Source organism: Paenibacillus sp. Root52 (assembly GCF_001426865.1).
Classification (GTDB): Bacteria; Bacillota; Bacilli; order Paenibacillales; family Paenibacillaceae; genus Paenibacillus.
On sequence record NZ_LMFO01000011.1, the window covers coordinates 56294 to 76318 of the forward strand.

Consider the following 20025-nt stretch of genomic DNA (forward strand, 5'->3'; position numbering starts at 1 on the left):
TTTGTTCACTTTATGTAGAAAACCGCACCAAAACTAGATTTGCAAGCGATTTCAGTTAAAAAACCATTAATATAAATTTGAAAATTTTTGCCAGATTTCGGTGATTGAGCGTATTTTTCACCAGACTTTTATCACACACAAAACATGCGAAATTATGCAAAAGGAAATGAATCACTCCCGGGTAGGCTAACTTCCAGTTATACAGGAAGGAAATTTCACTCCATACCGTTCTATTAGCCATTCGAAGCGGCATGGAGTAGTACTCCTCCCTTTCTGAATTTAACGTTTCTTCCAACTATCCTATAAATGATCTTGCATAGATCACATTCTCTACATTATGTTCCATCTGTTAAGATCCGTGGGCCATTGCTCGTGATCGCAATCGTGTGCTCGTATTGAACTCCCCAGCTCCCGTCCACCGTTCGCACAGTCCATCCATCTTCGTCCCATACCACGACTCCTGAGCTGCCTTTGGTGAAGATCGGTTCAATCGTAATGACCATACCTTCGGTCAACATCTGTCCTGTGCCACGTTTGCCATAAGGTAGTACATTGGGCGGTTCATGAATGTATTGACCAATCCCATGACCAATGAGCGGCTTCACAATGCCATATCGATATAACCTTGCTGAGCGTTCAATGGCATTGCCGATATCTCCTAGCGTATTCCCAGGTACTGCTTGGTCAATAGCACGGTGCAGTGCCTTCTCTGTACGTTTCATCAATTTACGGATCGTCCGCCGCTGTTCCCCGATCCCATATGTCCAGGCAGAGTCAGCAAGCCAGCCATCTTTATTGACAACCATATCAATAGTCACGACATCGCCTTCAGCCAATTCCCGTTCACTAGGAAAACCGTGACAGACTACCTCATTGATAGATGCACAGGTCGCATAAGGGTATCCCTTGTATCCTTTTTGTTCAGGCGTCGCGCCGTTCTTCGCCAGAAATTCTTCCACTAATTCATCCATGTCCCGTGTAGTTACACCGGGAGCTAGCCGCTGTTCAATGAGCTTGTGACAGTTGTGCAGGATTCGCCCTGCTTCCTGCATGTAGCTAATCTCTTCTTTTGTTTTCAAAATAGGATCCACATGCATACATCCTTCCTGGAAGTTGTGTACTTCCATATATATGCAAGCTTCACGCAACAAAGCCCGAAAAGTAATGGTAAACTCTTCAGGCTGAAGCAAAAAAAACCGTCCACCGGAGCTTAACGCCCGGAAGACGGTTCTATTCATATCGGAACAGTAAAATTCTAAGTTAAGTGCTTCAGGATACGGAAGAATCCATCTTGACAAGCTCATGCTCGACCACAGAAGTCAGTTCTTCTTCATACCCACCCGTAATCCGGTATTTTCTCACGTACTCCTTCACGAATTTTTTTGGATCCTTAGGACGGAAAATCCGAGTCATTTCCCTCAAACTTTCTTTGACCTCATTGTGACCTTTCGTTGCCATTGTAATTCCCTCCCAAAACGTTGAAAGTGAATGCTCCGTTTAGAGAACGCCGAATAAGTCTTAAATGCCATTCATGAAGTTGTGTGCGCGGCTTAAAGCAAGCTTTAGGTCGGGAACCTCGCTAAAAGCAAGTACCTGACACTATAAATACCCGATATGATTCAAGTTGAATCATAATCTTATTGTAGCATATTCGGAAGTATGTTACGACTTGACGATTTTCCTTAATATTTATAACGGTTTTTATACCGAAAAAGTTTAATTCCGAATCATATTTGATGCATATGCCTATTGTATACGGAATTAATGTAACCAGCATAACGCGTAACTATTCGGGGGATATTATCACGGACAACCATTATAGTTAAATTTCTGGATTCTAAGGAGGCGCCGTTTCATGGAACGAAAAGAACAAGACATGTTGCCCCTTTCGCATGAAGTCGTGGAAGTGGACGGAGTTTACATCAACGAAGCAGGACGCGAGGAGCATCTGCATCGAGGTCAGCATTTTCCCGCCGATCCCATTCTTGGCAAGACAGAGTGGAAATTGACGGAGTTTGCCTTTGAGAACCATCATGATGGTCGTACGGACGAACGTTTGGTACCCAAAGAGAATGATACTGACAAAATCGGTAAAGTCACGAATCCGCGTAGACAGCTTGAGCAAGGCGATAATTAATCTTTAGGGTAACCAGAATGATAAATCTTAAATAGTAGCTCTGGGGGCAGACACAGCCGATATGACAAATGGGTCTGTTCCTCCATAGCTACACCAACACCATGTTAAATGTAAATAGCTTTCTATACACTAGATATAGCAACACAACATACATAGATCTATCCATTCATTCAATCCTTCATCATTCCGGTTCAGTTCTGTCCCTTCTCCTCATAGCCTATATAAAAAGGACAAAGGAGGCTTGACCGGATGTCCCCCATTAAATCATCGAGCGGTCTGGATGAAAATATTGCAGGTATGCTCTGTTATCTATTCACCATTGTTGGTGGGATCATATTTCTCGCTGTGGAAAAGCGGAGTCGATTCGTTATGTTCCATGCGCTCCAATCGGTAACGGTATTTGGCCTCATTATGGTCGGTCATGTGTTATGCACATTTCTCCCGTTATTTGGCCCATTGGTCTCCTCCCTATTATCCCTGCTTGGTGTGGTTGTATGGCTCCTGATGGTTGTCACTAGCTTACAGGGAAAATGGCTGAAGCTGCCTTGGATTGGTGACTTTGCGGAAAAACAGATGCGGCATTTATGATTCCTGACGGCTCATAACCAAAAAAAACATCCGTTTCCCTGCAAGGCAGAGAATCGGATGTTTGTGTTGTTGTTCATGCTATAGATCATTCATCACGTAAATGACTCATGCCATGAAACCATTCATTCATGACATAAGTATTTCATGACAAGAGTTAACATAGGATGCATGGCGGAAACTAACTTCTTACTGGTATTCTTAACATCTAATTATGCAGAATGTTTAGACTCTCCAATGATATCGTCTGCTTGTTTCTCCGCCATTCTAGCTGCCTCAGCCTTCGTTCCAATGCCGTTGAACAACAGATTCATAAATATCGCTGTAAAACTACCTGCAATGATGCCGTTACCTAACATGATTTGTGCCCAGGCCGGTGTATTGGCAAACAGCTCAGGAACAACGGTTACCCCTAGACCCATGCCTACAGAACACGCGATAATGAACAAATTCTCATGACGGTTCAGATCCACTTGGCTTCCCAAAATGCGAATACCTGACGATACCACCATGCCGAACAGAGCAACCATCGCTCCACCTAATACAGAACCTGGTACAAGCTGTGCCAGCGCAGCAATCTTAGGTACGAATCCAATCACGACAAGCAAGCTACCCGCTACAACAATGACATCACGCGTTTTCACCCGTGTCATCTGTACAAGCCCCACATTCTGCGAGTAGGTCGTGTATGGGAAGGAGTTGAAGATACCACCCAGTACAATTGCCAGACCTTCTGCGCGGTAACCCCGTGCCAGATCTTTGGAAGTCAGATCTTTATCCAGAATTTTACCCAAAGCCATAAATACTCCCGTTGATTCAGCAACACTCACAATAGCGACCAGAATCATCGTCAGAATCGGTACAATCTCAAACGTTGGTGTACCAAAGTAGAACGGCTGTATCATATGGAACCAGCTTGCTTCACGTAAAGGGGCAAGTTTCACTTCACCCATAAAGGCTGCTGCAATTGTCCCTGCGAGAAGACCAATCAGGACCGAGATGGAGCGGATAAATCCAGTTGTAAACCGCGTCAACAGGATGATGAACAGCAGTACACCGAAACCGAGCATCAAATTCTGAGCACTACCAAAATTCGTACTACCCCCAAGATCGTTGAACGCCACAGGGATCAGTGTCAAACCAATAATCGTCACGACTGAGCCTGTAACCACTGGTGGGAATAGGCGAATCAATTTACCGAATAGACCTGAGAAAATAAGAACAAATAGTCCGGAAGCAATGATCGCACCATAAATAGCTGATACGCCGCTGCTCTGACCGATAATAATCATCGGAGATACCGCTTGGAAAGCACAACCCAGCATAACGGGAAGTCCCACTCCGAAATAACGGTTACCCCACACTTGAAGCAATGTCGCTACCCCACAGGCAAGCAGATCAATTGCAATCAGATACGTCAGTTGCTCCATCGTAAAGCCTAAGGCTTCACTTACGATCAGAGGTACAATTACAGCTCCTGCGTACATTGCTAACACATGCTGAAGACCTAAGGAGAATGTTTGGACAGGATGCCGATGCCGCTGAAAAATACGTTCGCGTGCCATATTAGTTCGTGCCCTCCTCGTCCGCAAATGTAACCTGTCCATCTGACAGTGCTCCGATGCGAACCAGTGATTCCACGCGGTAGCCTGCTTCTTGAAGCAAGCGTCCTCCTGGTTGGAAGGCTTTCTCAATTACGATCCCAATGCCGACTACCTCGGCTCCAACCTGTTCAACGATGCGTGCTAGTCCAAATGCCGCCTCACCATTCGCCAAGAAATCATCAATAATGAGTACCCGGTCACCTGGCTGCATGAACTTTTTGGCAACAGTAATCTCGTTGGTCTCCTGCTTCGTAAATGAGTACACCTTCTCGACCAGAATATCTTCAGTAAGAGTAAGTGACTTCTGCTTCCGTGCAAAAATCAGCGGTACATTAAGCTCCAATGCAGTCATGATGCCTGGAGCTATACCCGAGGATTCGATCGTAAGCACACGTGTAATATTCTCACCTTCAAAGCGGCGGATGAATTCCTTGCCCACTTCCTTCATGAGAACCGGGTCCATCTGATGGTTCAAAAATGAGTCCACTTTCAGTACTTGTTCAGACAGCACAATGCCTTCCTGTCTTACCTTATCTTTTAGCAATTGCATGTTGTTCTCTCCTTGTGTGCCTCTCGCACAGGCGACCCTGCATGCTCTTCCCTTCGGCTGCCAAAAACAAAAAGCCCACCTTTCACCGCTGCGGCTAAACCGGAGACAGGAAAGACAGACTTGTACATATATGACAAGCCATTGGAACTGAAATTTCGTAATGAGATGGCAGATGGATTCACACGGCTCTAGTTTCTTTCTTCGAACCCATGTTGAGCTTGAGCAAAAGAAACACGTTCATGATTCACACAGATGCTCACGATGAGCACTGTGCTTAGCCCATTTTGGATTTCCATCATCCATAACAATTAGCGATATAACAGATCTTTCCCGTAGTCCGATCATTACGGTGATCGGGTAGAGACATGCAGGCCTATTCCTGCACATATACGAGTAACGGCGTATTAAATTGTTGAACCGATAATTCCCATGATTCTTAACGATGTATGATCGTGAATCTGTAAATAAATAAGTTAAACTTCACTGACAATGTTAGAAGTATACCGAATTGCTCGCGTGAAATAAAGAAGTATTTTCATGGAAGTTACGGAAAGTTGTTTTAATTTGCATTACAGGGGTGATTGAAACGTCATTTTTATGTACAATATGAAAACGGAAGCGCGGGTTCAAAACAACCTTTGCAACGACATTATCTGTCAAAGGAGACATGCAACTATGAAAGGCGTTCTTAATGAATTCAAGGAATTTGCTGTACGTGGCAACGTCATTGATCTGGCGGTCGGGGTTATTATCGGGGCTGCTTTTGGTAAAATTGTAACTTCTCTCGTGAATGATATCATCATGCCACCGGTTGGCAAACTGATGGGCGGCATTGATTTCAGCCAGAAAATCATCAATCTTGATCCAGGTGTGAAAACAGCAAATGGACAAGACATCACAACGCTCGCTCAAGCGAACGAAGCTGGTGCTACCGTGATTGCATATGGTCAATTCATCAACGTTATGATTGATTTTCTCATTGTGGCATTCTGTATCTTCATGCTGGTCAAAGGTATTAATTACCTCAAAAGTAAAGAACACAAAAAGCCTGAGCCGAAGAAAACGACCAAGGCTTGCAAATACTGCCTATCTGAGATTCCAGCAGCAGCTACTCGTTGCTCCCACTGTACATCCGAGCTAGAAGCTGAAGGCAGCGGAAATCCTGCTTAAGGAAACGCAAGTAGGCTCGTCATAACGAACTTACTTCATCATGACGAGCCTATTCACAACTTCAAGGAATGTTCCGATCTCTATCAGACCGACATTCAGGCGGGCTGCCCATGGGCGTGCGATCTCTGCTTGACTGCACTATATTCGGATAAATTCTACGATGCAACGGTTATGTAATGAAAAAAAACTTCAGCTTGTCTGTCCGTGTCGATTCCCCATCCACGTTAATTTCTCAAGTAATATGACAGATGGGGCGGAGCAGAACGGCTCCTGGTTACTTCTTAGAAAGGTCTCACCAATTCGGTGGGGCCTTTTAATATTAAGGGATCATTCCATCATTCCCTCACAAACAGACAATGAGCTGATCGTGACTGAACCGTGTTAAATGGGATTTAAGGCATGACTTTGAACTTAGAAGCGGCGAGGTAGCAGGTGTTCCAGAATCGATTTTAGATCCTTATCTTCCTTATAGACTTCTTCCCCGGTATCGAGCTCAGTTACTCGAATATACTCAAAGTTGGCCGAAGCATCCACAGGTTTGAACAATAGCTGTGCTTCATCTTCCAGACGTACATTGAATCCCATGTCTTTGAACATCGTGGTTAACTGACTGTTAGCCGGCTCCTGTCCCTGCCCTACAAAGATGAGTCCTCTAAGGCTTTTACGTTCTTGAGGTTGCGGATAAATGACTTGAAAGTGTACAATGCATTCCATGTGGTGGTTCCCCTTTCTCATAAAAACTTTGTGAAATTTTGAACTTTAAAACTTGCTATATAAGGAGATACGTTTCATGACCCCAGAACGTTTCGATTTTTATGATAATCAGCAAAATTGGTTAGGTACAGCACCTCGAACAGAGGTTCATGCCAAAGGATATTGGCACCGTTCATTCCATTGTTGGATCGTGCGTGAAGAAGGCGGTCAGCGGATGGTTCTTTTTCAACGAAGACGTGATATTAAGGATACATTCCCCCTCTACTACGACATTACAGCCGCGGGTCACCTTACTGCTGGTGAACAGCTACATGAAGCGAGCCGAGAATTAGAGGAAGAACTGGGCGTTCAGGCTGCCTTCGAAACTCTGACTTATCTACTCACTGCGAAGCAGGAGCTTCAAGGGGAAGTTCGCGGGGTGCCATTCATCGATCGGGAATTCAGCTCCGTATATGGACTCTGCCTGAATCAATCCCTTGAAGATTACATCCTACAGCCAAGTGAAGTGCACGGCTTATACGAGGTTGCTCTGGATGATCTGCTCGCACTATTTCGCGGTGAACGTGAAGTTATCGAGGCTAATGGAATCCGTATGGAAATAGATTGGCTGGCTTCATCCACGAATCAAAGCACAGAAGAACATATCGAGCTGAGCGCAAGCGACGATGAGCATTCAGCCATATCCTCTGTGCGCGAGACTGTTACGGTGCATGCTCATGAGTTTGTGCCTCATGGGGAGGAATATTATATTAGTGTTCTTGAGGCACTGTATGACGTACCCTCTAGCCATACGAATACCTAATACGTTATGAGATCAGCATCATCTTTCCTACTTTCATTCTCCCAAGAACGGCATAGCTTCATACCCTAGATTTGTAATTTCATAAGGATTTAATGACATCATGATCCAATGACCCAATGTTAACGATCTCGATCTCTTCACGATCAGATAAGCAAACAGGCGTCTGCCTTGTGGCAACGCCTGCTTCATGGTTCTGGTATTCAAAAAAGTTATGATTAGTGAAAGCTTAACTGCTCAGACACAGATCACGTCGATCCATTGCCGTCCGTAGGCTTAGACCAGTAACGTGCTGAGAGACGCTCATAACGACGCCCGTAACGAGCCTCCAGCGCTTCTCCCATATCCTGCTCCAACTCGAACAATACCAGATCTTGTGCAAAATGATTCAAAAGCAGTCCTGTCATCACAGGATGCTCTGTGACAACGGCTTGCGTAACACTCCCTTGACCACGCATCCCCAGCATACACCAGCATCGATCCACCACAAGGGAGAACTTCCGCCCTTCACCATCGGCATAGGCCGGCATTCCAGGCCAAGGCAGCGGCTGCTCCAGCATTCCTTCCCCTTCCTCACAGGACCACAACAGACGTACACCCCGATCTTCGGCTTGCTGTAGATCCTCATGGAGCGACTCAATCTCTTCGCGCCAGACATCAATTACAATCTCATGCTTCGCCTCAGCTAATTGCCGCTTCAGGGTCTCAAACACTTTCTTATCCCCTTCGATATTGTAAAAGGCTGGCTTCTCGGGTTCATGCTGCGGCATGCTGCTCTGTACATAGTTAAGGGAATCTCGCATCTGACCAGAGATCATCCGAGTCATTTCCTCAGGCTTCAGTACACTATACTTGGCTGGCTCGCCTGCACCACACCGCAGGAATCCACGCTGCTCTAATCGTTGCAGGGTCGCGTATACATTGGAACGGGACACGCCCAGTCGCTTCGCTACCTCATAGCCTGAGGCTGAGCCTTGACGGGCGAGTTCCACCATAATTTTCGATTCCATCTCCGTAAATCCCAGATGACGCAAATGATGCAGCAGTTGGTCCATATTCCCGTCCCCCCATGCTGTCAGCAACCTGCACTGCTACTCACTCATAATGTGGCAGCGCCTCTACTGCATCAGATCTGTTCTGCTCCGCAGCGTGGGCACCATTTGGAGCCTTTGGGCAGCTCTGATGCACAGATCTGACAGTTCACCATTTCACGCGGCACTTCGGTCTGTACTTCCACGGTGTCTACAATTGGGTTATTCTCTTTCCAGTATCGAATGCGCTCGTCCAGCTCCTGTTGGCGTTCACGCTCACGCAGCATCTCTTCTTCCCGGCGACGTTCCCACTCTGCATCGAACGCTTCCTTCTCTTCCTGGGTAAATTCCGTACTGTTGTATTCAGTATCCGTCTCCAGATCAGCAATGGATGGAATAACGGTATGGTAAGGCTCATCTTCTTCCAGCTCTTCTTCGACAGGTGCTTGATATACCGGTTCTCCTACTTGCTGTGCAACAGCAGCCTCTTGTCTGGCGGAAGGAGCTGCCGCGGCAGCAGCTGGTTTAAAATCACCAAGCTTACGTCCACATTTAGGACAAAAGTTCGCATCCAATGAAGCGACGTGTCCACACTCGCACAACTGTTCATTTTTGAGCTCAGCAATTTTACTACGCAAACTGTCGATCTCATCTTGCAATTCGTCGCACAGATGTGACAAATCCACCATATCTTTCTCCGCATGCGTCATATCTTGGGCACGGTAGCCCTCGTAGAAAATTCGACCCATATCTGTGAAATGGACTTCCTGTTCCTGTTGCAAGCCCACGATCTGATTGTTTAGTTTCCCAATCTCCACGGCATGTTGAGCTCGTTCTGTTGCTTTGTTCGCTCCATTCTTAATTCGCTGAAGCAGTTTCATGACATCTCCTCCTCTATTCCCGTCAGGCGCTAAATGGTTTCATTCAAGCTAATCTCTTCATTACGCATACATGTTAAGTTCATTTCATTCTCATAGACAGCTTGCTCACTATATAAAATGATCTACAGAATATTACACTTGCTACTCCGTTCCCGTGTAATGAACAAGTTCATTTTATATAAATCTATGCAAACTGCTCGGTATATAACTTATACGATAAGTAGCCAAAAAGTTGCGAAATCCTACGCGAATGCCCGTATTATGCCGATGCTGGATGAATTCGGGGGCTTTCGTTAGGACCATATGTTCGGGTATAATGAAACTTTGTCCCGGCATATCGCCGAACTAAGGCGATTAACCCTATCATACCAATTTACAATGCGATTGTGAAAAGGGCAAATGGATTACTTTTGAACCGGGATAGCCGATCCCTGAATGTATACAGAGGTGGATGAATGATGTTAAGTCCGAACTCAACGTTTTACCCCCGTCCGCTCGGGGTTACCCCTGCGGCATCCCTGCCCCAGTCGCCTTCGGCTCCGCTGGAGACCAGTCGGCAGCTTGTTAGCAAGGATGAACTGGATGCGCCTTACTTCCGTTCTCTGGAGGAAGCCGGCATCCGTCTGAACGGCCCACAAATCTCCGCAGTTCGCCATGGTAGAGGTCCACTGTTAACCTTGGCTGGAGCAGGCTGTGGCAAAACGACAGTGCTTGCAGCACGAGCAGGCTACTTAATGGAGGTCAGCGGTGTTCACGCAGGCAGCATCCTGCTCGTGACTTTCACCAACAAGGCGGCGGCTGAGATGAAAGATCGTATTGCTGCCCTGCCGGGTATACGTCCTGCTGCTGCAAGAGCGGTGCAGACGCGTACGTTTCACTCTTTCGCCTTGACGCTACTGCGTCATTACGGCGTTCAGGAGGAGATTTTTGGTGAATCTCGTGCCCAGCACACGGTCATCAAAATGTTGTTACGACAGTACGGCATGAGCGAAGCCTTCCAGCCCGAGAGCCTACTCGCTATGCTATCTGCTTGGAAAATGCAAGGTTCACAGACCACCGATCTGCCCGAGAAGTCGCAGGAAGAACGTGATGCGAAACGTGTGCTTCTCGGTTACGAGAACTGGAAGAAGGAACGGAACAAGATCGATTTTGACGATATTCTGCTGCGTGCCGCTGAATTATTACGTGACCCTGCTGTACTAGGGCCACTCCAGCGACGTTTTCAATACATTATGGTGGATGAATTCCAGGATACGAATCATTTGCAATATGAGATTGTGCAGAAGCTCGCCTCGGCTCATCGTAACCTGATGGTCGTTGGAGACGATGATCAGACGATCTATACGTTTAATGGTGCACGGCAGGAATCCATATTAGAATTCGATAAAGTATACCCAGGCGCACGCATTGTGACGCTAGATATTAACTATCGCAGTGATGCACGCATCCTTGGGCTTGGCAGCGAACTGGTAGCGAAGAACAAACGTAGACGGGACAAACGTCTGCGTGCCGCAGGACATCGAGGCGACGCCCCTAGGTTCGCCACACCGTCCAATGCGGAGGAAGAAGCCGCATGGGTTGTAAACCAGATCTGTGAGCAGATAGAAGAAGGTCTGCATACGTATCGGGATATCGCAATTCTGCACCGCACAGCTAGTAGTAGCCGGGCGGTATTTGAGCAACTCGTGTTGAAGGATATCCCTTTTGTCCAACACGGCGCGTCACCGGTATTCTATGACCAATCGTTAATTAGACCTTTGATGGATCATATGCGTCTGTCTCTCGATCCACGGTCTGCGGATGCTCTACCAAGCGCACTCGGCCCCCTCTACGTGTCCCGGGATGCTGGACTAGATTGGATTCAACGCAGTGAACAGCAACAAGCGAAGAAGTATCCGCTAATTCATCTAGCGAAATGGGACAAGCTGAAGCCATTTCAACAGGAACAGGTCAAGGAACGTATCAAATTAATTAAGTCACTTCATAAACTGAAACCCGTCATCGCTATTCAAGAGATGCGCCGTCAATTCTATGATAAATATATGGAAAGCGGTGATCCTAGCATCTTCACCCATTATCGGGAAACGATGCTGGAGACGCTCGATGAATTCGAAGCGGCTGCCAAAAAATTCGAAACGGTAGAAGAATTCATTCAGTTCGCCGACGAGCTCTCGCGCAGACATCGGGAGATGGAATCTCTACGCCGAGCACAAGACAGTGATGCGGTTCAATTAATGACCATCCATCGTGCTAAGGGTCTTGAATTTCCATGTGTTTACTGGATTGGTGCAAGTGAAGGAATCGTTCCTCACAGCTCTTCATTGCGTCAGGATCTGCCTGAAGATCAGAAAGCCGCTCTGTCTGTACAACAGACGGATAGCGAGCTGGATATGGCTTTGGAAGAGGAACGACGACTTGCCTATGTTGCCATCACACGTGCGAAACAGTTCTTATACGTTACTTCTCCAGCCAGCCACCATGGCAAACCTGCCGATGTATCCCGATTTTTGCTGGAAGCATTCGGTATGGAGGTTCCGGATAGGCGTAAAAGCAGTGAGGGCAATCGAACCGAGAATTCGCGTTCTTATGGCAAGAACCAAGGTCAGAGCTACCGATCCGGTTCACGCAATGAGGATCGTGATGTGCTTCATCGTCGCCCAATTCACTCTAATGGGCGTGATGAGCGTCGCCACCGGGAAGACGAGCTTCATCCACGTAACGAACGGCTTTGTAGCGGCGAAGTTCGTGACCATAAAGCGTTCAGCACGGCAGGTGTTAAACAAGCTCCGAGCTCATCCTCTTCAAGTACAGGATCACATGCTTCAGGTCAATCAGAACGTATGGAGACTGTGGCGATCTGGAAGTGTAGTTCATCGACATGTAAAGCTTGGCTGCGTCAGAAACCAGCCGTACCTTCTGCTAAGGCATCCAAAAACACCAAGTCAGGCCCACCGCCATGCCCCTTGTGTTCAGGATCTATGGAGGCGAGTACTCGCCAGGTTCCTATGACAGGAAGACACGGGCGATAGATAACAGCCGTTGAACTATATATGACAAGCAAAAGAAAGCAGACCCACTAGGAGCTGCTTTCTTTTGCTTTATGCATTATTTTCGCGGTGTACAGGCAGTGATGTATGTTCGTAACTGTAACGTAAGTTAAATTTAGGACATGTTCTCGCTGAAATGTGCTGCCAAAATCTTCACTAGACGTTGCTTGTATGCATCTACATCATACGAAGAGTTATTTACTTTTTCCTTAGCTATACCTAGGTCGTTAAATATGTTCTCTTCCAATTCCCTTCTAGCCTTAAGAACCTGAAGCGTCCCTTCTAGTCCATGATAGCCGTGATCTAAGCCAAAGCCTTGGTTCGTGTAATATTCAATAAATCCTTCTGACCATGTAGCTGGCCTCTCCTTAACTGCTCTTCTAAAAGAATGATCAAGATCATCCTGCTCTACGTAAAGTAACAACGGATTCAGTTGCTCCACAATGGAGGCTAGCTGCTTCACATAACTTATCACTACTTCATTAGCTGCACCATGCTTAATCATCCCAATGGTCACAGGGTTCTGGATAAAACAACAATCAAAAACATAAGTATCTGTGCCATGCAAACTATGCTTAGCAAACTGCTCCCATTTTTCCATAATCCGCACTCTATTCTGATCTATCGGCAATTCATAAATATCATATTGAAAGATGTTATCGATCAGTTCCTTTGGAATACTTGCTCCAACTTCGTTCATTAATTTACGATATTCCAAGAAATAATGGTTACCATGCTTCATGAGACGTGTACGCAATAAGTCGCTAAACTCCGCATGATCACGTAGTAATTCTTGATACTCATACTCGCCAAAACAGGCAACGCCATCATAATCCGCAGGATGATCCAAATTCCCTTCCAAAAATAACTGCGTATTGATGTTCATATCGATGAGGATGTCATGAACGAGCTGTGCCGTTGTTGTTTTGCCGAAGCCGGGTAAACCCTCAATGAGAACTAACTTTGGTTGCATCCGATATTCCTCCATTTCATATTTAGGAGGATAGGCAGGTGAGATTTCCAATGGAGATGCATTTATCCATATAAGTGCGTGTTCAAAAAGGACGGACTATTTGAACACCTCTATAAGTAAAAACGGATACCCTAAGGTATCCGCGCATGGTTTATGTCATACCTTCCCCTGCATACCCTGTAAGATGAATAGAAAAGATGCCAAATAAAGCGTTGTACAGCAAGCTTTTTGAACAAGCGCTTAATGACATATTTTCAAATAATTTATCTTTACAGAGTAGTCCACATGATCAGGTATATGCTCCTTTGTATGCATCTCATGACTAATATTACCATTGTGAGCAGAACTCTACAACCATAGTCGAATCATAGAGATTTCGTAGCCATAGGAGTTTCAGTTCTACTCCTTATCGTGAACAGTACAGCAGCAAGAAGCAAGGCTATACCTACAGCGATGAAACCCAGCCAGTTCAAATACGACACAGAGGTACGGCTGATAACAAGCCCACCTAAGCCAGATCCTAATGCAAACCCAAATTGAATGAACGACGTATTTACGCTCAAGGCAATATCCGGATTGCGAGGTGCTAGTTTAACCAGATATAGTTGCTGCGCCGGAGAAATGCTCCACGTTGCTAACATAAAGATCATTAGAACCAAGATTAATACGATCAGATTAACTCCAGCGAGAGCAAATAAAAGCAGCGTAACTCCTTGTAAAATCAGCCCTAGGAAAATAGTGAATTTCACACCTCTGGCATCAGCCAATTGCCCGCCTACTTTAGAGCCAACAAAGCTGCAAATGCCTGCAAGGAAGAGAACACCGCTAATCTCGGTCATGGAAAGTGAAGATGTCGCCTGCAAGAAAGGCGTAATATACGTGAACAGTGTAGCGTAGCCGCCGACATACAATAATGTAATTAGCAAAGCGGTCAGAATAGTCGGATTTTTCATAATAGAAAGCTGCATGCTGAGGCCAGCCTTCTCTTCTTCTTTGATGGACGGAACCTTCTTATAGATGATCAACAAGGGAACAAGGCTTAATACACCGATTAGAATAAATAGAACTCTCCAGCCAAACATCCCACTAAAAAATGTACCGATTGGCACACCCAGCACTAGCGAGCTGCTAAGTCCCATCAGAATAACCCCGATGGCATTGCCTCTTCGTTCTTGTTGAACGAGCCGTGTCGCTACGGCCATCGCTACTACGGTAGCCATACCACCACTTGCTCCTTGCACAATTCGGATCCACAGCATAGCTTCATAAGTAAGATCCAAGAACATAAGTCCGTTACTTGCAATAAATATACCAAGGGTTGTCATTAGTAATTTCTTACGATCTAGATTGATCGTAAGTGTGATCATAATCGGGGCAATTATAGCTGCTGCCAGAGCAAATACCGTTACCAGTAATCCGGCTTCGGAGGTTAGCACGCCCAAGTCTGCTGCAATCATCTCAATGACGCCTGTAATAATATATTCAATTGTTCCGATTAGAAAAACAGCCAGGGCTAGAATATAGATAATGCCTTTGTTCTTCAATTCACTTCACCTTCTTCCGTTATCTCGTTCGTATTGGAATCTGTATCTCTATACACTTTGCATCTTGTTCTGGAGATAACAGTACATATAGCTCCCTACCCGCTTCGTTCTCATTGATCTGATAGTTGTTGGCTTCAATCCATTTGGCTAAATGAACACAGGCAGCACCATCAAACGTTGAATCTGAATGAAAAACCATCGTAGCCATCATTGGCTCAGGAGAAAGGGTTCGTAGCTCAAATGGCTCTGGAGTTGTACGCAGCTCACAGGTCAAAAAGTAACCCACTTCAAACTCAAACTCATCCTCTTTGCCATCAATTTCTCTCCACAGGACAACCTGAGTCCCTTGAATACATCCACGAATCTCCTTGATGATGGATTGATCCATCTGACGAATCAGATTCGGGATATCCTCTTCCCGCCCGCATGCCTTCTGATAAAGAAACGATTGGGCACCTTCCGCCTTAATTCTAATGTCTTGCCCTGTTTCCAATTGCCCCTCTTGTTCGATCAGCTGCATACGTTCCTCAATTCGGAGGAGCTTAGCCTGCTCTGTATCGATAATCCGTTGAATCTCACTTCGCTTCAGCTTGAACATGCCTTGAATGTTCTCCAATGTTATATCTTCTTGAAGCAATTGTGAGATCTGTGGCAATGTAAAACCTAATTCCTTGTACATCAAGATTCGGTTAAGCTCAAGAAGCTGATCTGCCGAATAGTAGCGATAACCTGTATCGTGATCTACCTTTCGCGGCTTAAGTATGCCAATCTGGTCGTAATAACGTAGTGTTTTTAAGGAAACCTTACTTAGCCTGGAAAACGCACTGATTTTGAACAACAAGTTCACCTCCTATCTTCAACATAATGTGAGTATACAGTTTCCCGTACAGGGGAGAGTCAAGGGTTAAATTAATCGTTAATATAGAAGAAGTAATAGAAGACATACTAGCTGAACTCAAGCTAAAAAAACTGACTGTATTTCGATCCTAATTCAACAAAACTCTCAGAGAGTACACCAATTAAGGCAGACCTTGGTTGAAGGGATGTATCGATACGTTGGCTATTCGTTTCAGGATGGTACCTGCTGTTTATTAACAGTAGAAGGATGATATTTCCATTTTGGAATGGAGGTTAAACAAATGCAGGAAGGCAAAGATCATTATTATGTTTCGGTAAGCCACAATCTGATTGAACGTGAACGTCATGAATCAACACCTTTTGAAGTCATGGTGAACGATGAAGAGCTTGTTCAGTTAAAGGATCTGATGAAGGTACTGGAAGATGATGATGCGTACACACTGCAGCGAGCTCCGGTGCCTTATAAATCAGCAGATCACGATGAAGCGACAGCGCAATTTTCGGATGGAATGAGCTTGCTATACACATTTCTATATGACCACGGTACGCCGGATACTCGGCAGTCCATTGAGAGCATGAATGTGCTGTCCCGGCTGCAGGATACAGACTATGAAGATCCCGGGTACGAGGATTCACCGTTGAATAAATAATAGTAGTCTAGTGACTGAATCAACACCTAAAAAGCATGCATTTTCCGCAAGCGAGCGGATGTGGCATGCTTTTTGGCGTTCCATCCTGCGTCCCCTAGTCCAAACGAATCTCATGCCCCTTCTCGGCAGATTCATAGATTGCGCATAACATACGAGTGGAGGCAACTCCGTCAGCAATGGGGCTGATTGGCTCCGTGCCATTCAGGCAACAATCTACAAAGTGATCAATCTGATTCTGAAATGCGCTGTGCATATGCAAACCTGGATTATCGGCTTGGGGCTCTATGTTAAGGATTGTATTATTTTTCTCTGTAACAATCAGCGTTTCCGGCTCCAGCTCGAACCCGCCCCGTTCTCCATATAGTTTAACGTAAGACTCGTCACGCTGCGCATGTAAAGTGAAACTGACATCCACAGCAAGTGAAGCGCCATTCTCAAAACGAATTAAGGCATTCGCCATATCCTCCACATTGTTCACGGCAGAGCTATAGTCCGCGGCTTTGTAAAAGGATAGGTGCTCAATATTCGCTCGATTCCCTAGCTTATAATACGTATTTCCACTGACCGATACAGGCTTCGGGCATCCCATGAGATACCAGCATTGATCAATAATATGTACACCCAGATCAATAAGTGGCCCACCACCGGATCTATTTTTGTCAGCAAACCAACCTCCGGGATTACCTAGACGCCGCAGGATAGACGCCTTCGCATAATACAGTTCGCCAAACTCCCCAGCCTGAATAAATTGATGAAGCATCTGCATGTTGTTGTCATATCGCCTGACAAACCCCACAACGAAGGTACATCCACTGCTCTTCACCGCTTCTTCAATCCGTAACGCATCTTCCACATTGGTTGCCACCGGCTTCTCCAGCAAAACATGTTTCCCTGCCTTAAGGGCGGCAATCGCAAAATCAGCATGTGTATTATTCCACGTACAGATACTTACCGCGTCTACATGTGGATCTTTCAGCATCTCACGATAATCGGTATACACCGACTGTGCCTCGTACTTCTGGGCTGCCGCTGTTGCACGCTGTTCATTCAAATCACAGATGGCATAGATCACCGCGTTAGGATTCTTGGCATAACACCTCATATGCAGATCTGAAATGGAGCCTGTTCCGATCATACCAATGTGCAGCATTTGTTTGGTGCTCATCTTCATCCTCCCTTCCTTTTCCAAACCTGTTGTCACTATTGTGCCCGCAGTTAGGCTGGATCAATACTCCGTTTCCAACCGGATCATGCGACAACTAGCTCTCACAGGAACTTCTACTTACTTGAATTTAACCTGATCAGGTTCGCCATAACCTGCGAGTTGAGAAAAACATCCAATTCATGCTGGTTAACATTGGATTCAACTAACAGACGTGTTGACACTAGATTAATTAATTGCTACTGACTAATGCGTCCTAAAGTGCAACACTGGAGCAAGATATCCCGTCTAGAACACGAATGCTGGTTAAACATAACAATTACTGTGACTCAATCTAAATAAGAAGGGAAGATCAACCATGAACAACAACACGACAAAAATAAGCGCCCTTATGGCACTATCCTTAGCTTTGGGTGGAGGATCGGCACTGGCAGCAGCACCAAACACAACACAGCCCGCACCCCTGATTACAGCAGCAGCTCAAACAGAGCAGGCATCTACAATTAAGGTACTCGTAAACGGCGCACCTGCTGCTAATGGCTATAAGACTTCAGCGGATAAAGAGCCCATGCTGGCACTACGGAGTCTTACCGAAGCTCTGGGCTATGAACTTGAGTGGAACAAAGAAGATAAGTCTGCCGAATTGACTCAAGGTAACTTATGGACACGCGTAGTTACAGGCCAAGATCAATATTCCGTGAATAAGATGCTGCTCACGCTAGGAACAGCTCCCGAAATTATCAATGGCACATTGTACGTTCCTGCTTCATTTGCCGAGAAAGTTCTCCATGCACAGGTGACGACTACCGGAAATGCGGTAACGATCGTATCGGAGGAAGCTGTGAAGAACATAACCGAACGTGGTGTTATTACAAGAATTCATAAGGACGGCAGTTATCCATCTGTGCAAATTGGTGGAGCTGGTCTGGATGGAATCGTTCTTAACCTCAATGATGATACCGTACTCAAATCCGCTGAAGGTAAAGAGATTTCGCTCGATGATCTTACCCTAGGAATGAATGTAGAAGCTGTGCATTCTGCTATTACCACACGCAGCTTACCACCGCAGACACCAACCTATCAAATTACGGTATTGGATGTGGCTGGATCAGAAGCTGAGACACCACCCCTAGAAGTTCTGGGTACAGCAGGTACAGTTGAACGCGTTCAGACTACAGCGGATACGACACAGATCGAAATATCCGGCACACGCCTGACAGAGACAGCTCCAGAGCATGTTATCTTGAACATCACGGATGCGACACAACTCGTAGATCACGAGGGGAATCCTGTCGAGTTAACCGAACTGACAGAAGGTGCTAAAGTGATTGGATTCTATAGCCCTATGCTGACGCGTAGTCTGCCACCGATCGGAACAGCCTGGAAACTGGTGTTAGAGACACCTGACGCCCAGCCTGCAGCTGATGAACAAGCAGACACTGAACAAGCAGAGTAATACGGTTTGGTACGCTTCCCAAGCTAGTAGACTGTAAAGCCTGTAGACTATAAACTTCTCCTAGGATAAAAATTTGGACGACCTCCAGCATGAAGATCGATTAAGAAGCAATATTATGAGTAGTGCTGGTGATAGTCAGAAAAACAAAATAACCTTACCGCTTGTCCTTTTGTGGGCAGGGTAAGGTTATTTTATATCTTTTTTATGCTTCCTCAGACTCGATTGCAGCCTCAACCTCAATTTCTACCATAAGTAAAGGATCAATAAGTGCACTAACTTCAACCATGGTGGCAACAGGCTGGATCTGTCCAAAGAATTCCCCGTGCGCCTTACCTACTTCTTCCCACCGAGAGATATCCGTAACGAACATCCGAGTTCGCACAACATGGGTGAGGTCTGCACCTAATTCTTGCAATGCTTTCTCAATCGTCTGCAAAATAAATCTGGTCTGTGCATATGGATCACCTGCACCTACCACGACACCATCCTGCATCGCCGTTGTGCCCGCCACTTCAATCCGATTGCCGACTCTGATCGCCCGGCAATGACCGACAAGCGGCTCCCAAGGAGAACCTGTAAACACCTGCTGTCTGCTCATGCTCTATTCCCTCGCTTTATCATCAAGTTTATTTTCCTAACTATACCAACTTTCATAGGTCTAGACCATTCATTTCAAGCCTAACTACTCCGCGCTGTGCAAACACAAAATGGATGTGAACACTCAAAATCGCTATGCAAACGACAGATTGTCAAACCAAGTGCGACAGTTCCTCTGTGAAAGATTCGTGAGCGGTTCTCCAACCCAAGCATTTTCGTGGTCTGTGGTTAATTAGATCTAGTGAACTGGCGAGATCCTCATCCTCG

The 20025-nt window shown here is 45.8% G+C and carries 20 protein-coding genes, 1 pseudogene and 1 riboswitch; of the genes and pseudogenes, 7 read left to right on the forward strand and 14 right to left on the reverse strand.

All coding sequences use genetic code 11. From position 1 onward, the window contains the following. Nucleotides 1-335 precede the first annotated feature (335 nt). Together map and ASD24_RS11375 are read right to left on the reverse strand one after the other, a co-directional pair. Complete coding sequence (map, locus tag ASD24_RS11370) at nt 336-1097, reverse strand: type I methionyl aminopeptidase (RefSeq protein WP_056695633.1); 762 nt, start codon at nt 1095-1097, stop codon at nt 336-338. 172 nt (nt 1098-1269) lie between these two features. Further along, on the reverse strand, nt 1270-1458 hold the full coding sequence (locus tag ASD24_RS11375; protein ID WP_017690840.1) for a hypothetical protein: 189 nt from the start codon (nt 1456-1458) through the stop codon (nt 1270-1272). 397 nt (nt 1459-1855) lie between these two features. Between ASD24_RS11375 and ASD24_RS11380 the strand changes: the two genes are divergently transcribed. Then, nucleotides 1856-2137 carry a hypothetical protein gene (locus ASD24_RS11380; protein ID WP_056695583.1) on the forward strand — a complete coding sequence of 94 codons (282 nt, stop codon included), beginning with the start codon at nt 1856-1858 and terminating at the stop codon, nt 2135-2137. Between the two features lie 249 nt (nt 2138-2386). Continuing rightward, nucleotides 2387-2725: a DUF4870 domain-containing protein gene (locus ASD24_RS11385; RefSeq protein WP_056695585.1), complete on the forward strand. Its 339-nt coding sequence runs from the start codon at nt 2387-2389 to the stop codon at nt 2723-2725. 209 nt (nt 2726-2934) lie between these two features. Here ASD24_RS11385 and ASD24_RS11390 read toward each other — a convergent pair whose 3' ends face one another. Further along, nucleotides 2935-4287 (reverse strand): nucleobase:cation symporter-2 family protein, encoded by a 1353-nt coding sequence (locus ASD24_RS11390; RefSeq protein ID WP_056695588.1) that lies wholly within the window; start codon nt 4285-4287, stop codon nt 2935-2937. 1 nt (nt 4288) lies between these two features. Next, nucleotides 4289-4876: a xanthine phosphoribosyltransferase gene (locus ASD24_RS11395; protein ID WP_056695590.1), complete on the reverse strand. Its 588-nt coding sequence runs from the start codon at nt 4874-4876 to the stop codon at nt 4289-4291. 313 nt (nt 4877-5189) lie between these two features. Continuing rightward, nucleotides 5190-5289: riboswitch (purine riboswitch) on the reverse strand. Between the two features lie 262 nt (nt 5290-5551). Here ASD24_RS11395 and mscL point away from each other — a divergent pair. Then, complete coding sequence (gene mscL / locus ASD24_RS11400; RefSeq protein ID WP_056695591.1) at nt 5552-6046, forward strand: large conductance mechanosensitive channel protein MscL; 495 nt, start codon at nt 5552-5554, stop codon at nt 6044-6046. 411 nt (nt 6047-6457) lie between these two features. Here mscL and ASD24_RS11405 read toward each other — a convergent pair whose 3' ends face one another. Beyond that, the gene (locus ASD24_RS11405) at nt 6458-6760 is read right to left on the reverse strand and encodes a hypothetical protein (protein ID WP_056695593.1); all 303 of its coding nucleotides are present in this window, start codon (nt 6758-6760) and stop codon (nt 6458-6460) included. Between the two features lie 76 nt (nt 6761-6836). Here ASD24_RS11405 and ASD24_RS11410 point away from each other — a divergent pair, with 76 nt between their 5' ends. Then, nucleotides 6837-7562: an NUDIX hydrolase gene (locus ASD24_RS11410; RefSeq protein WP_056695595.1), complete on the forward strand. Its 726-nt coding sequence runs from the start codon at nt 6837-6839 to the stop codon at nt 7560-7562. Between the two features lie 33 nt (nt 7563-7595). Here the strand turns inward: ASD24_RS11410 and ASD24_RS30995 are convergent, their stop codons facing one another. The 3 genes from ASD24_RS30995 to ASD24_RS11420 all read right to left on the reverse strand — a co-directional run bounded on the left by ASD24_RS30995 (nt 7596) and on the right by ASD24_RS11420 (nt 9471). After that, nucleotides 7596-7766 (reverse strand): hypothetical protein, encoded by a 171-nt coding sequence (locus ASD24_RS30995; RefSeq protein WP_156395431.1) that lies wholly within the window; start codon nt 7764-7766, stop codon nt 7596-7598. A gap of 41 nt (nt 7767-7807) precedes the next feature. After that, a complete protein-coding gene (locus tag ASD24_RS11415) occupies nt 7808-8614 on the reverse strand; it encodes a TrmB family transcriptional regulator (protein WP_056695597.1) in 807 nt (268 codons plus the stop codon). A gap of 71 nt (nt 8615-8685) precedes the next feature. Then, nucleotides 8686-9471 carry a hypothetical protein gene (locus ASD24_RS11420; protein ID WP_056695599.1) on the reverse strand — a complete coding sequence of 262 codons (786 nt, stop codon included), beginning with the start codon at nt 9469-9471 and terminating at the stop codon, nt 8686-8688. Nucleotides 9472-9929: 458 nt separating this feature from the next. On the opposite strand from ASD24_RS11420, the gene ASD24_RS11425 reads away from it, so the two are divergent. Continuing rightward, the gene (locus ASD24_RS11425; protein ID WP_056695601.1) at nt 9930-12500 is read left to right on the forward strand and encodes a UvrD-helicase domain-containing protein; all 2571 of its coding nucleotides are present in this window, start codon (nt 9930-9932) and stop codon (nt 12498-12500) included. 133 nt (nt 12501-12633) lie between these two features. Here ASD24_RS11425 and ASD24_RS11430 read toward each other — a convergent pair whose 3' ends face one another. The 3 genes from ASD24_RS11430 to ASD24_RS11440 form a co-directional block, all read right to left on the reverse strand. Next, nucleotides 12634-13491, reverse strand: coding sequence for a hypothetical protein (locus tag ASD24_RS11430; protein WP_056695602.1), 858 nt, complete (start codon nt 13489-13491; stop codon nt 12634-12636). Between the two features lie 365 nt (nt 13492-13856). After that, complete coding sequence (locus tag ASD24_RS11435) at nt 13857-15035, reverse strand: MFS transporter (protein ID WP_056695605.1); 1179 nt, start codon at nt 15033-15035, stop codon at nt 13857-13859. 19 nt (nt 15036-15054) lie between these two features. Then, the gene (locus ASD24_RS11440; protein WP_056695607.1) at nt 15055-15873 is read right to left on the reverse strand and encodes a MerR family transcriptional regulator; all 819 of its coding nucleotides are present in this window, start codon (nt 15871-15873) and stop codon (nt 15055-15057) included. Nucleotides 15874-16174: 301 nt separating this feature from the next. Between ASD24_RS11440 and ASD24_RS11445 the strand changes: the two genes are divergently transcribed. Further along, a complete protein-coding gene (locus ASD24_RS11445; RefSeq protein WP_056695609.1) occupies nt 16175-16543 on the forward strand; it encodes a hypothetical protein in 369 nt (122 codons plus the stop codon). A 94-nt stretch (nt 16544-16637) separates the two neighbouring features. Here ASD24_RS11445 and ASD24_RS11450 read toward each other — a convergent pair whose 3' ends face one another. Next, nucleotides 16638-17708, reverse strand: a complete 1071-nt coding sequence (locus ASD24_RS11450) for a Gfo/Idh/MocA family protein (RefSeq protein ID WP_056695611.1) — start codon at nt 17706-17708, stop codon at nt 16638-16640. A gap of 355 nt (nt 17709-18063) precedes the next feature. Between ASD24_RS11450 and ASD24_RS11455 the strand changes: the two genes are divergently transcribed. Then, nucleotides 18064-19161: a copper amine oxidase N-terminal domain-containing protein gene (locus ASD24_RS11455; RefSeq protein WP_056695613.1), complete on the forward strand. Its 1098-nt coding sequence runs from the start codon at nt 18064-18066 to the stop codon at nt 19159-19161. A gap of 202 nt (nt 19162-19363) precedes the next feature. On the opposite strand, the gene ASD24_RS11460 is transcribed toward ASD24_RS11455, so the two are convergent. Together ASD24_RS11460 and ASD24_RS31000 are read right to left on the reverse strand one after the other, a co-directional pair. Beyond that, complete coding sequence (locus ASD24_RS11460) at nt 19364-19759, reverse strand: RidA family protein (protein ID WP_056695615.1); 396 nt, start codon at nt 19757-19759, stop codon at nt 19364-19366. Nucleotides 19760-19910: 151 nt separating this feature from the next. Beyond that, nucleotides 19911-20025: pseudogene (locus tag ASD24_RS31000) on the reverse strand (IS30 family transposase); the annotation flags it as partial.